Here is an 11,982-nt window from a genome sequence, read left to right as displayed (position 1 = left end):
CCAAAAAGCCCGGAGGCTTTCGGGATTAGAGGCGTGACTCGTAACGACGCATCATATACAGACGTTTGAGCATTTTCTTGCGAGCTGCAATTTTCTCTTTTTTACGCTTCTCGGTTTCCGTTTCGTGGAAACGGCGAGCACGCGCTTCCGTAACGACGAGGTTACGGTCAGTCTGCTTTTTGAAGCGACGGTACGCAGCATCGAAGTTGTCATCTTGACGAAGAACGATACCTGGCATTCACATCACCTACTTTCTTTAAAATTTGGACGCGAAGTATAACACAATCCGCATCCGAATGCAAAGGGCCCCTTATTCCCAGACGAAAACGCGCATCGGCGTGTCGTCGCGGTTGGCCCACTCTTTCATCGACGCATCATAGAGTTTCGCCTGTGCAAACCCGAGCACGCGGTGCACGACGAAGTAGTTCATCGACGCCTCCAGCCCGCCGGTGCAGTAGACGATGAGCGGTGCGTCCTTATCAAGTCCCAGCCCCTCTTCCAGCATCGCCGAGAGCTCCACTTTCGGCTTGAGACGGTTGTTCGGCGTCACGTTGTAACGCCAGAAGTAGCTGTGCGCCCCGCTGATGTGCCCGGCGCGCTTCAGCACCCCCTGCTTCTCGGCCCCGAAGTAGAACACCGCCGGGCGCGAGTCGATCATCGCAACTTTCCCCCGGGAGGCTTTCACCTCATCGAGCGTTGCGATCATCCCGGCGTCGGTCGCGACGGTAACGTCGCCGGAACCCTCCGCCGTCGCCGTATCGGAGAGCTTCCCGCCCGCGGCGGTGTAGGCGGAAAGGCCGCCGTCAAGCAGGGCGCTCTTTTTAAACCCGGCATACTCCATCGCCCAGAGCACGTAGGTCGCGCGCAGCAGGTCCTTGTTATCGAGGTGGTGGGAGTAGACGACGACTTTGGAATCGCTGCCGATCCCCAGGCGGCGCATCTGTGCCTGCAGCTCCGCGGCGCTGCGCACCTCGGCGTGCTTGCCAACCCCATGACGCCAGAGCTCGATAGACGCATTGCGGGCCCCGGGAATGTGCCCCTCTTCATAAGCTTCCGGCGCGGAAACATCCACAATCACGAGGTTTTTATCCCCCGCGTGCTTAACGAGCCATTCGCCCGTCACCACTGGTTCCATCGCCGCGAGCGTTACCGCCAGCGCCATCAGCATCATCAGATTACGCATCGGTTTTTGCCGTTTCAGTAAAGATGTTCACGTTTGAAATACTCCTGCGGCACCCCGCAGAGCGGACACGCTTTCGGCGGCTTCTTGCCGCGGTGGATGTGACCGCAAACCTCGCAGACCCAGATCTCCTCGTCCGCGCTCGCAAAAAAGCCGTCATCAATCATCGCCTGTTTCAGCGCGGCGTATTCGCGTTCATGCTCCACCTCGACCTTGGCGATGGCGTTGAAAAGCCGGGCGAGGGCCTTGTGCCCCTCCTCCTCGGCGATCGCGGCGAAGTTGGGGTACATCTCCGTATGTTCGTAGTGTTCCCCCTCCATCCCCGTCTCGAGGTTCTTCATGGTGGCTTCGAGCTCCTGACCCTCCATCATCTTGTGATAGGCCTTGTATTCGGCCCTGGCATGCCACATCTCGTTGAGCGCCGCTTCGCGGAAATGGCGCTCGATCGCATGCCACCCTTCATCGCGGGCGATGTCGGCAAAGAGGTCATACTTGTTGCGCGCCATCGACTCCCCGGCATAGGCCTTCATCAGGTTGACGGCCGTCAGGTTATCGGTGACACACGCCATCTCCTCGCCGCAGCAGGTCAGGGTGCCCCCGCCGACATGCTGTACTTCCACTTCATTCCCGCAAACGCTGCATTTATAGGTCTCGTACTGTTTCATCTTCTGTTCCTTCTCTCCCGGCGGTCTCCCCGCCGCGCAATGGCACTCCGGGCAAAACGGCCCGGCGCCGGCCTCAAGACGATCAAAACAGTCACCATTATAGAACGTTGGCTCTTTTCCAATGCTTACAGTTAAGGAGAAAAATTATCCTTTAGTTTCAACTCATCTCGAAGCCCCCAACGGGCTACATTGCGCTAAAATGCCCTTATGATTTCCCAGGACTCCATCGACGGGCTCAAATCCCGGATCGACATCGTCGACGTCATCGGTAACTATGTCGAACTGAAGAAAGCCGGCGCCAACTACAAGGGGCTCTGTCCCTTCCACGACGAAAAGAGTCCGAGCTTCTCCGTGAGCCCTTCCAAACAGTTCTACCACTGTTTCGGCTGCCAGGCGAGCGGGGACGCCATCAAGTTCGTTATGGAGTACGAAAAGCTTACCTACCCCGAAGCGATCGAGAAGCTCGCCGGCCAGTACAACTACAGTCTCGCCTATACCCAGGGCGAGCCGCGCCAGCAGCGCTCCCAGCTGATGGAGAAGCTCAACGACTGGTACCGCAGCCTGCTGGACAAGACGCCCACGGCGATGCAGTACCTGCACGATCGCGGCATCTATGAGTCGAGCATCGAGCACTTCGGCATCGGATACGCCCCCGCTTCGCACCTGACCCTGGGCTTTATCAAGCAGAACCAGTTCTCCATGGCCGAAGCGGTCGAGCTGGGGGTCGCAGGCGAAAGCGAGGGACGCGAATACGCCCGCTTCATCGAGCGGATCACCTTTCCCATTCACGCCCCCAACGGTGCCATCGTCGGCTTCGGCGGCCGTACCATCACCGGCCACCAGGCCAAGTACGTCAACTCCCCGCAGACGAAACTCTTCAACAAATCCCGCCTGCTCTACGCCTACAACCACGCCAGGGAGAGCATCCACAAGCGCAAAGAGATGATCGTCACCGAAGGGTACCTCGACGTAATCATGCTGCACCAGGCCGGCTTCACCCAGGCCGTGGCGACCCTGGGGACGGCGCTCACCAGCGAACACCTGCCGCTGCTTCGCAAGGGCGAACCGCGCGTCATCATGGCCTACGACGGGGACGCGGCGGGGCGCAACGCCGCGCTCAAGGCCTCGAAACTGCTCAGCGCCGCGGGCTTCGACGGCGGCGTCGTTCTTTTCGAAGGGGGGCGCGACCCGGCGGACATGGTCAAGGAGGGGCGCGTCGAGGAGCTCGGCGCGATGTTCCGGCAACCCCGCCCCTTCATCGATTTCGTCCTGGAGACGACGCTGGGGCAGTACGACCTGGCCAACCCGCGCGCGAAGGAGCAGGCCCTCGCGGAGACGACCGCCTACCTCAAGACCCTCTCCCCGCTGATGCAGGAGGAGTACAAACGCCACCTCGCCGCGCGCATGGGCATCTCTCCCGGGCTGGTGCGCGTCGGGAGCCAGCCGGTACGCACGGCCGCGCCCACCGTCGCCGTCGCAGCACCCTCATCCCACCGCGACCTGTGGGAGCTCTCCCTCATCAAAACGGTCCTGGAGCGTCCCGGCGTCGTCGATGCGCTGCTCGATTTCATCGCGCCGCAGATGCTGCGTTTTCACGCCCGGGAGTTCGCCACGGCCCTGCAGGGCGACAGCAATCAGCCGGAGCTTATTCACATCGTCATGGACGAAGCCGTCCCCGTTTTCCCCGACGACGAGACCCTCAAAAGCGAACTGCTGATCTTTCTGCGCAAATATTACGAGCATCGCCGGCAGGCCGTCATGCGCGACCCTTCCATTCCCAGCGATAAAAAATACTTCTTAAACCGTCAGATTCTTGGTAAAATTGCGAAACTCAAAAAAGGTGAACTGGTGGGAGTAGACGCCTAGGCGCGCTCCCGCTCCTGTGCCTTACCAAGGAATTACCAATGTCAAAACGCAAAGCCATCGCGCTTTTCTCCGGCGGGCTCGACTCTACGCTTGCCATGAAGCTCATCATCGACCAGGGGATCGACGTCATCGCCTGTAACATCAATACCGGTTTCGGGGCCACCAAAGACCGCCGTGCCCATATGCAGAACATGTGTGACCAGGTCGGCGCGGAACTGCGCATCATCGACATCCAGAGCGAGTACCTCCAGACCGTTTTGTTCGACCCCAAGCACGGCTACGGCAAGCACTTCAACCCCTGCATCGACTGCCACGCGAAGATGTTCGAAGTCGCCAAACGCATCATGGAAGCCGAAGGCGCGAGCTTCCTCATCAGCGGCGAGGTCCTCGGCCAGCGCCCGATGAGCCAGAACAAAGACGCGCTCATCAAGGTCCTCAACGAAGCCAACGTCGACGGCCTTCTCCTGCGCCCCATGAGCGCCAAACGCCTGGCGCCGACGATCGCCGAAGAGGAGGGGTGGGTCGACCGCGACAAACTCGAAGGGATCCTCGGCCGCAGCCGCGAACGCCAGATGGAGCTCGCCGAACAGTTCGGCCTCGAAGATTTTGAGAGCCCGGGCGGCGGCTGCCTGCTGACCGATGCGAACTTCGCCATCAAGATCCGCGACTACATCAAGTTCGACGAACAGTTCGACGTCCCGGACATTCCGGTGCTCAAATGGGGCCGCCACTTCCGTCTGCCCGAGGGCGCCAAGATGGTCATCGGCCGCGACCAGGAGGAGAACGTCAAACTGCAGGAGATCGACAATGCGAAATTCATCCACATCGAAACCGTCGGCATCCCAGGGCCGCACGTCCTGCTGAGTAAAAATGCCAGCGAGAGCGACCGCGCTTTCGCCGCCCGCAGCATCCTCACCTACTGCAAAACCTCGCCGGAAGAGAGCTATACGCTCGACGTGAACGGCGAAACCGTCACGACGACCCCCCTCGCCGCCCGCGCCGAGGCGGCGAAATACTCGATTTTATAACTTCGATACAAAACAGGAGCAAAGCCCCTGCTTCTACGTTAACACTTTGTTCCCCTCAGCGGGGAGCTCGCGTGCAGTTAAACCGCACTCATACCTGGTTTCAAACTTCCTTAAGTCAGCGGCAAGTATAATTTTGCCTCTTAAAAATCTCCCGGGCCCTTAGCTCAGCTGGGAGAGCGCTTCGCTGGCAGCGAAGAGGTCACCGGTTCGATCCCGGTAGGGTCCACCATTTTCCTACAATACGTTTTTCTGACAACAAAATTATTTTTCTAAAACACGTTTACCCGTTGACAACCGCAAAGGCTACTGCACCTTTGTCACGGTGATAACGGACTCCCCTTTTTCCGTGTAGGCGGTCGTGTAGGTCAACGCGCTCTCGTCGACGCTCGTATCCCCTTTTTTCTGCAGCCCCAGAAGCGACAGTCCCATCAGGTAGCTTCCGACCATCAGCTGGCCCGATATCCCTTCGCTTTTGCTTGTTTTCTGCGCCTCTTCCATAATAGTTTCCAGGTCCTCTTTGAGGGTCACCGTCGTCGTCAGGACGGCGCTGCACTCGCGCCGGTTCCCTTCCAGTCCGCCGTCGACGACTTTGGTAAGTTCGTAACGCCGCTCGATGAAACCCTTCAGGACGCCGTCGTCATGCTTCAAATACGCGACGACTTCCTCTGCGTCGCAGTCGGGGGCCTTTTTGCTGCACGCCCCCAGGCCAATCGCCGCCGCCACTGCCAGCCCAACCGCCGTTACCTCTTTAATCATACATTCTCTCCTTCTGTTTCATACCGTCGTCTCACCGGACCGGACGGACCATCACATAATCGTCCATGACGAACCCGCCGCCGATCCCCTGGACCAGGGGGCCGGCATTCGTAAACCCCTCATGCTCGTAAAACGCAACGGAAGGGTTGTGGCGGTTGACGGTGAGCAGCAGCCGTTTGAAGCCGCCCGCCTTCGCTTCCGCCGCGCAGTGCTCCAGCATCAGGCGCCCGCCGCCCTTTCCCCGCTGCGTTTGAAGCACGTAGAGTTTGCTCACCTTGAGCACATCGTCTTCGGGGACGGTGGCGCAGTACCCCACTGCCGTCTCGCCGTCATAGAGCAGCGTGTAGTGATACCCGTTTTGCATCTGCGCATTGATGGCATCGGCGGACTGAAAGGAGCGCAGCATATACTCGACCTGCTCCGCCCCGATGATCGGCGTGTAAAACTCCCGCCAGATCGTCTCGGCCAGGGAGGCGCAGAGGGCCGCCTGCTCCGGCGTGGTCACAGGAACGATATGCATCAATTCAGGGCTTTTCGATGGTAACGGAAACAACACCGCCCAGCGGCACGTTGCCGCGCTTGACGAGATCGACGCGGTAGTAGGAGACGTAGGTTTCATCCGTACTCGTCGCCGCTTTTTCGATCTTCCAGCCGCTGCTCCCCTCTACCGTCACCTTCGCCCCGTCCAGGATCGCGCGGTCCGCCGCGTCGATGTAGAGCACCAGCCGTCCGCCGCCGTGGTCCTCGACCTTCATCAGCTTCGTGCCCGGGGCGACGTATTCGCCCTGGCGCACATAGAGGGTCTTGAGGTACTGCCCGTGGAGCGCGATGCGCTTTTTGGCGATCGTATCTTCCAGCTGGGCGATGACGCTTTGCAGGTCTTCCGCCTGCATCTTCAGCGCGAGCAGCTCCGTCTTGTACTGGTCCTTCGTAAAGCGGTTCTGGCTCGCCAGATCTTTGATGCTGTCGTACTGCGACTGCTTGACGGCGATCTGCTCTTGCAGCAGCTTCAGTTTCCGGCGGTCGTTTGCAAGCTGGATATCGTCGAGCGCATGGTCGATCTCGATCACGACCTTGTTGAGGGTTTTGAGCTCGTCGCGCTGATCGAGCTTGACGATACGCCCCGAAACCTCCGTACTCACCGTGTGCGCGTCATAGGGCTCCACTTTCGCCTTGTAACTTCCCGCCGCCAACGGCAGTGCCGCCAGCAGTATCATTAAAAAACCATTTCTCATCATTTTCTCCTCTCAAATAGTAGCATGTCTCTGCCCCGATGGCGGTGATGCCGGGGTGGGGCCGATGCCGTTGATGACGGCGTAGAGCGTCGGCACGTACAGCAGGTTCAGCACCGTGCCCCACAGCAGGCCGAAACCGATGGAGACGGCAATCGGCTGCAGGATCACGGCCTGCCCGGTCGCATAGAAAATCAGCGTAAAGAGGCCGAGGAAGGTCGTGATGGAGGTGATCAGGATCGGCCGCAGGCGCATCTTCGCCCGCTCATAGAACGCGCGCGTATCGTGGGTGCCGTGCAGGAAGTCGAGCATGATGATCCCGTCGTTGATGACGACTCCGGCCAGTCCCAGCAGCCCGATGACCCCCGGCATAGTCAGGTTCATCCCCATCAGCTTGTGGCCCACCAGCGCCCCGAGGATGGAGAGGGGAATCACCGACATGACAATAAGCGCGTACTTGATCTTCGGGAAGATGAACAGCAGGGTGATCAGCATCAAAAAGAGAGCGACGGCAACGGCACGCTTCATATCCGATGCCAGCTGGTCGTTGCGCTCCTGCTCCCCGAACAGTTCCGCCTTCACCCCCGTTTCACGTACCGCGTCCAGTACCGGAGCGATCTGCTTCAGGACCTGCGACGGGGTCGTGACCCGCTTGTTGACCTTCGCGAAGACCGTCTTCACTACCGTGCCGTCGCGTTTTTCAATCTGGTTGAAGTCCCGGCGGCTCTCAAAAGCGACAATATCGCCGAGATTGACGTAAGTACCGTCGGCCAGGGGGTACTGGAACCGTTCCAGCGTACTCAGACGGTCCTTCTCCAGGGCACGGGTCTTGATCTCCATGACTCCGCTCTCGTTGAAAGTCATCGCCCTGCGGTTGTCGAGGAAATAGGCCGAAAGGGTGCGGGCCACTTCCGCTTCGCTCAGCCCCAGCCGCTCGCCGTAGTCGTTGACGCGCAGCCGGATCTCCCGCATCCCCGGTTCGAGGTTGTTGCTGACGGAGACGACCCCTTTGACCTTCTCCAGCGCCGACTGCACCTGCTCCATCGCCGCGACCGTTTTCGCTTCGTCCGCCCCGGAGAAGTTGACCTGGACATCGATGCGCACGACCCCGGCCCGCTGTTCCCGAACGCCCAGCTCCTCGAAGGCATACTGCTGCCGCAGCGGCGCGACGAGCGCCTCGAGATCGTCGACGAGTTCATAGGTGTGTTTCGTCCGCCGCTTCTCCGGGTCGTCGTAATCAAAAGAGAAGTTCAGCAGCGGGGCCAGGTAACGATCGAAAACGTTATTGGGCGCCATGTCGTAGAGCTCCATCGTGACGAGGAAGACGTGTTCCCCGGTTTCCGCATCCCCGGCCATGGAGACCCGCGAACCCGTCACCGTCGACACCGACTTGGCGAAGAAACGCTCCCCCTCCGCCAAGATGCGCCGTTCGACGTCCTGCGCAATGGCGGCTGTCTCTTCGATCGGGGTATTGATGTCGAGTTTACCCGTGACATACAGGAACGAGCCGTCAAACTCCGGGAAGAACTGGAACTGCATGCTCTTGACCGTCAGGAACGTCAGCAGGGGTACCGTGACCAGGAAGAGTGCGAGGACGCTCTTTTTATAGCGGATCAGCCCGTGCAGGATCGTTTCATAGCCGTTCTGGATACGCGTCCAGTCGACCATGTTCTTCTGCTTCTTTAGCACCTCCTCCGCATGCAGCGGCAAAAAGAGGAAGCTCTCGATCAGCGAGCCCATCAGGATCATAATGACCATGATGGGAATGAGGATGATGAACTTGGAGATCTCCCCGCTGAGCATAAAGAGCGGCAAAAAGGCGACAACAGTCGTCACCGTCGCCAGGGTCACCGGCAGGATCATCTCCCGCAGCCCCGCCATCACGGCGGCATGGCGCTCCATCCCCTCGTTGAGGTGGCGCTGGATGTTCTCGGAGACGACGATGGCGTCGTCGACGACGATCCCGATCACGATGAGCGCACCGAGCAGGGAGACGATGTTGATGGAGTAGCCCAGGACATAGATGAAGACGATGCCGATCGCGAACGAAAAGGGGATCCCCAACGCAACGATGGAGGCGATGCGGACGTTGATCAGCAGCGCCATGGAGAGGAAAACGAGTATCAACCCGAACATCAGGTTGGAGAGCACCGTCTCCAGGCGGCTCTGCACCGGCTTGGAAGTGTCGTGGTAGAAGTCAAAATGGATCTGCGGATAGTCGCTCTGCATCGTCTTCGCAAAATGCACAAGCTCCCGGGAGAGGGATATGGCGTTGCCGTAGTCCCCCTTGGAAAGATTGAGCGTGATGTTGGGGCGGCCGTTGAAGGTCGAGATCGTCGTATCCTGGGGGTGTTCGATCACGATGCGGGCGATCTCCCCCAGACGGACGTATTTGCCCCCGACGCCGAGCATCGTCGTCTCCCACGCCGCGACGTCAGACTTGCCGTGGACGGTGGAGAGGAAGACGAAGTCCCCTTTCTGTTCGATGTTCCCGATGGGATAGATGTACGAAAGGTTGGCAATGGCGGACGTCACGGCGCTGCGGCTGAGCCCAAGGGCTTCGATCGCCTGCGAGTCGAGGCGGACGGAGACCTCCTCGTCCGAATCCCCGTACATCACCACTTCGCTGATGTTCGGGTAGCGGGCGAAACGGGTCTTGATCTCCTTGGCCGCCTCGACCAGCTCCCCGTGCGTCAGCGTATCGCTGGAGAGCGAGAGGGAGACGAGGGGGCGGTTGTGCACCGCCAGCGTTGCCACCGGTTCGACCATGTCCGACGGGAGGTACTGCCGGCTTTTGGCGATGGCGTCTTTGGCCTTGTTGAGCGCGTCGTTTTCATTCGCCCCCTCCTGCAGCGTCAGGACGATCGCGAAGCTGCCGGGTTTGATGACGGTTTCGATCTTCTCGATGCCGTCGATACTGCCCAGCGCATCCTCGATATCGCGCACGGCCATCTTGTCGAGGTTGTCCGCGCTGCTCCCCGCATACCCCCCGCTGATTGTCACCCGGTCCAGGGTCACCAGCGGGAAGAGCTCCTTGGGGATGGAGACGTAGGCGTTGACGCCCATAAAAAGCACGAAGAGCAACAGCACGTAGTTGAGCCGTTTGTTGCGAATAAAATACTCGATGATTTTCAGCATACGCGATTATATCGCCGCCGTTTGCCGCTGGTCAAGCATTTTCGGTTATAATTTTCGAAAATTAACTTTATTGCGTAAGGAGCCCCTTATGAAAGTCGCCGTTCCCGTCAAAGACGATACCCTGCAGTTTTTCGGCAATGCCGGACATACACCCTTTTTTGCCGTCTACACCGTCAAGGGCGCCGGCATGTTCCGCGCCTTCGAACTCGAAGGGCTGCGGGCCAACCCCCGCACCGACCTCGACCATGAGCATGCGGACGAAGATCACCAGTGCGATCACGACCACGATGACGAAGAACACGTCAAAGAGCACTTCAAAATGGGTGCCGCGATCGAAGACTGCGATTTCATCGTTGTCAGCCGTGCCTGCAAGAACACGGCGGCGGCCATGGCCGAATACGGCGTGCATATCCGCAAATACGCCGGCGATCCCGCCAAGGCCGAAGCCGTCTTGCGCAGCGTCTCTGCCCAGCTCGCCTGAGGAAGGTTACAGGCACACCGCCTGATGCCGGATCTCTCCGGCTTTCAAACGCCCGCCGTACTCTGCGCTGGCGTAGAAACCTGAAAAAAGATTAATTTTTTTAATCCAATGGAAAAAGCAGGGGCAACATTGCGTCCAAAGCGCTATGATGCCTATAGCTGTATCCGGTTTTTTTCACGAACCCTCCTGTTTTTGAAACTCCTTTTTACTCCCGGATACAGTGTTTTTCCTTCTTTGTCGCACCCTCCGGGTGCACCTTCGGCTAGGCTTTTATTTCACAGTGCGATTTCGGCGTCTCCCAGAATTCGACGGAGTTCACCCTGATGCCCAACGGCGCCATCTTCTTCTGAACGATTTCAAGCATCCACGCCGTCAGCTGTTCGCTGGTGGGAACGAAGTCGACAATGACCATCCCCTCGTATTTTTCGCGTATTGCCCCGATCTCGCCGTCGACAACTTCCAGCCGCGGCGTCCAATACCCTTCGTCGTGGCGGAAAAAGCGGGTGTCGTCCATTTTGCCGTCTGCGCAGTAGTGCGACATCATGTCGGGAAAGAGCGGGTCGTTGCGGTCGATGATGAACTTGTGGTCCAGCGTCGCGTCAAGCCACTGCTTGAACCAGTTGAGATGTTTGAAGTCGGTCACCATCCCGTTTTGCAACGTCTCCGCGGCAAGGAAAATTTTGATCCGCCCCTGGTGACCGTGCAGATGACGGCACATCAGGCAGTCGTCGAGGCTGTACTCCGTCTCCAGGCTCTGCGACCAGACCCGGTGGCCGTAACAGAAGTCGAACTGTTTATCGATGATCCACGTCATGCCGTCCGCCTCACTGGAACTTCAGCGGGATCAGGCTGCGGTCTTTTTCGAACGTGCCCGTCACGTAGGTCGTGGAAGTAGAGGCGTTGATGTCGCACGCCCCCCGAAAGGCCGTACAGCCGTGTTTGAGGTTGAAAAGCCCGACATAGACGGAGTCCGTCTCGAAAACCTGCATGATCTTCTTGCCGATGTAGCGCGTCAGATCCTCCTGCAGCCAGCCGCGGCGCGCGCACCAGTTGACGAAGCGGTTGATCTTGCTGATACCGCCGAGTTTCTCGCGCGGGATGTAGCCGACGACGACCACGGAGCCCGTGTCCGCCTGGTCCTGCCCGAAACGGATGAAGTGGTGGCTGCAGACGGCGTCGAGCTGCGTCGTGACAAAGACGGGCTCGTGCGTCTTTGCGTTGTTGGGGAAGGTCGCCATGCGCGGCTCAGGGTTCCAGCGGCCGCTCATCAGCTCCCGCTCGTCTTCGGGCACGGCCCCGGTGTACATCTTCGCGATGCGCCCCGCCGTCCCGATGTTTCCGCAGGCGCTGTCTTCCATGACGTTGGGGTCTTCGCGGTCGATTTTGAGCGCGTCGAGCATCTGCCCCATATAAAACATCGCGTAGAGGCGCATAACATAGTGCCCCTCTTCCGAAAGCTTCTGACCGGTTTCATGGATATTTTCATTGACGCGGAACGCCTTTACGGCTCGGTACTCCTCCACGGCGCGCGCGAGTGCTGTTTCATCCTCGTGGCCGAAGTGGCAGAAAAACCGTTCACGGACAAACGCGTCGAGCTCCTCTTGTGTCGGGACCATCGCTTCTCCTCTGGAATAAT

General features: G+C 59.2%; 12 protein-coding genes and 1 tRNA gene. 4 read left to right on the top strand and 9 right to left on the bottom strand.

Annotated elements, in window-relative coordinates; translation table 11 throughout:
- Positions 1-25 precede the first annotated feature (25 nt).
- From rpsU to WCY31_RS00525, 3 genes are all read right to left on the bottom strand, one after another.
- Positions 26-238 (bottom strand): 30S ribosomal protein S21, encoded by a 213-nt coding sequence (rpsU, locus tag WCY31_RS00535; protein ID WP_345970281.1) that lies wholly within the window; start codon positions 236-238, stop codon positions 26-28.
- Positions 239-310: 72 nt separating this feature from the next.
- Positions 311-1,183 (bottom strand): sulfurtransferase, encoded by an 873-nt coding sequence (locus WCY31_RS00530; RefSeq protein ID WP_345972770.1) that lies wholly within the window; start codon positions 1,181-1,183, stop codon positions 311-313.
- Positions 1,184-1,197: 14 nt separating this feature from the next.
- The gene (locus WCY31_RS00525) at positions 1,198-1,845 is read right to left on the bottom strand and encodes a ferritin family protein (protein ID WP_345970279.1); all 648 of its coding nucleotides are present in this window, start codon (positions 1,843-1,845) and stop codon (positions 1,198-1,200) included.
- A 207-nt stretch (positions 1,846-2,052) separates the two neighbouring features.
- Between WCY31_RS00525 and dnaG the strand changes: the two genes are divergently transcribed.
- The 3 genes from dnaG to WCY31_RS00510 all read left to right on the top strand — a co-directional run bounded on the left by dnaG (position 2,053) and on the right by WCY31_RS00510 (position 4,968).
- Positions 2,053-3,711: a DNA primase gene (gene dnaG / locus WCY31_RS00520; protein WP_345972769.1), complete on the top strand. Its 1,659-nt coding sequence runs from the start codon at positions 2,053-2,055 to the stop codon at positions 3,709-3,711.
- A 38-nt stretch (positions 3,712-3,749) separates the two neighbouring features.
- Positions 3,750-4,739: an argininosuccinate synthase domain-containing protein gene (locus tag WCY31_RS00515; RefSeq protein ID WP_345972768.1), complete on the top strand. Its 990-nt coding sequence runs from the start codon at positions 3,750-3,752 to the stop codon at positions 4,737-4,739.
- A gap of 153 nt (positions 4,740-4,892) precedes the next feature.
- Positions 4,893-4,968, top strand: a tRNA-Ala gene (locus WCY31_RS00510).
- 74 nt (positions 4,969-5,042) lie between these two features.
- Here the strand turns inward: WCY31_RS00510 and WCY31_RS00505 are convergent.
- The 4 genes from WCY31_RS00505 to WCY31_RS00490 are packed head-to-tail and all read right to left on the bottom strand — an operon-like array spanning position 5,043 to position 9,865.
- Positions 5,043-5,495 carry a hypothetical protein gene (locus WCY31_RS00505; RefSeq protein ID WP_345972767.1) on the bottom strand — a complete coding sequence of 151 codons (453 nt, stop codon included), beginning with the start codon at positions 5,493-5,495 and terminating at the stop codon, positions 5,043-5,045.
- 31 nt (positions 5,496-5,526) lie between these two features.
- Positions 5,527-6,015 carry a GNAT family N-acetyltransferase gene (locus WCY31_RS00500; protein ID WP_345971571.1) on the bottom strand — a complete coding sequence of 163 codons (489 nt, stop codon included), beginning with the start codon at positions 6,013-6,015 and terminating at the stop codon, positions 5,527-5,529.
- Between the two features lie 4 nt (positions 6,016-6,019).
- Complete coding sequence (locus tag WCY31_RS00495) at positions 6,020-6,712, bottom strand: HlyD family efflux transporter periplasmic adaptor subunit (RefSeq protein ID WP_345972766.1); 693 nt, start codon at positions 6,710-6,712, stop codon at positions 6,020-6,022.
- Positions 6,713-6,742: 30 nt separating this feature from the next.
- Positions 6,743-9,865 carry an efflux RND transporter permease subunit gene (locus WCY31_RS00490; protein WP_345972765.1) on the bottom strand — a complete coding sequence of 1,041 codons (3,123 nt, stop codon included), beginning with the start codon at positions 9,863-9,865 and terminating at the stop codon, positions 6,743-6,745.
- An 88-nt stretch (positions 9,866-9,953) separates the two neighbouring features.
- Between WCY31_RS00490 and WCY31_RS00485 the strand changes: the two genes are divergently transcribed.
- Entirely contained in the window at positions 9,954-10,346 is a 393-nt protein-coding gene (locus WCY31_RS00485; protein WP_345970273.1) for a hypothetical protein, read from the top strand.
- Positions 10,347-10,608: 262 nt separating this feature from the next.
- Here WCY31_RS00485 and WCY31_RS00480 read toward each other — a convergent pair whose 3' ends face one another.
- Positions 10,609-11,160 (bottom strand): 6-carboxytetrahydropterin synthase, encoded by a 552-nt coding sequence (locus tag WCY31_RS00480; RefSeq protein ID WP_345970272.1) that lies wholly within the window; start codon positions 11,158-11,160, stop codon positions 10,609-10,611.
- 10 nt (positions 11,161-11,170) lie between these two features.
- Entirely contained in the window at positions 11,171-11,962 is a 792-nt protein-coding gene (locus WCY31_RS00475; protein ID WP_345970271.1) for a GTP cyclohydrolase I, read from the bottom strand.
- Positions 11,963-11,982: the final 20 nt, after the last annotated feature.

The sequence above is a fragment of the Sulfurimonas sp. HSL3-1 genome (assembly GCF_039645995.1).
GTDB classification, from domain to species: domain Bacteria; phylum Campylobacterota; class Campylobacteria; order Campylobacterales; family Sulfurimonadaceae; genus Thiomicrolovo; species Thiomicrolovo diazotrophicus.
The sequence above is the reverse complement of the archived record's forward strand: the minus strand, read 5'-3'. Positions and strand labels throughout refer to the sequence as shown.

What these genes read in the sequence shown, in the direction of transcription:
- rpsU (WP_345970281.1), bottom strand. Translation starts at nt 238, where the DNA reads ATGCCAGGTATCGTTCTTCGTCAAGATGACAACTTCGATGCTGCGTAC.
- WCY31_RS00530 (WP_345972770.1), bottom strand. Translation starts at nt 1,183, where the DNA reads ATGCGTAATCTGATGATGCTGATGGCGCTGGCGGTAACGCTCGCGGCG.
- WCY31_RS00525 (WP_345970279.1), bottom strand. Translation starts at nt 1,845, where the DNA reads ATGAAACAGTACGAGACCTATAAATGCAGCGTTTGCGGGAATGAAGTG.
- dnaG (WP_345972769.1), top strand. Translation starts at nt 2,053, where the DNA reads ATGATTTCCCAGGACTCCATCGACGGGCTCAAATCCCGGATCGACATC.
- WCY31_RS00515 (WP_345972768.1), top strand. Translation starts at nt 3,750, where the DNA reads ATGTCAAAACGCAAAGCCATCGCGCTTTTCTCCGGCGGGCTCGACTCT.
- WCY31_RS00505 (WP_345972767.1), bottom strand. Translation starts at nt 5,495, where the DNA reads ATGATTAAAGAGGTAACGGCGGTTGGGCTGGCAGTGGCGGCGGCGATT.
- WCY31_RS00500 (WP_345971571.1), bottom strand. Translation starts at nt 6,015, where the DNA reads ATGCATATCGTTCCTGTGACCACGCCGGAGCAGGCGGCCCTCTGCGCC.
- WCY31_RS00495 (WP_345972766.1), bottom strand. Translation starts at nt 6,712, where the DNA reads ATGATACTGCTGGCGGCACTGCCGTTGGCGGCGGGAAGTTACAAGGCG.
- WCY31_RS00490 (WP_345972765.1), bottom strand. Translation starts at nt 9,865, where the DNA reads ATGCTGAAAATCATCGAGTATTTTATTCGCAACAAACGGCTCAACTAC.
- WCY31_RS00485 (WP_345970273.1), top strand. Translation starts at nt 9,954, where the DNA reads ATGAAAGTCGCCGTTCCCGTCAAAGACGATACCCTGCAGTTTTTCGGC.
- WCY31_RS00480 (WP_345970272.1), bottom strand. Translation starts at nt 11,160, where the DNA reads ATGACGTGGATCATCGATAAACAGTTCGACTTCTGTTACGGCCACCGG.
- WCY31_RS00475 (WP_345970271.1), bottom strand. Translation starts at nt 11,962, where the DNA reads ATGGTCCCGACACAAGAGGAGCTCGACGCGTTTGTCCGTGAACGGTTT.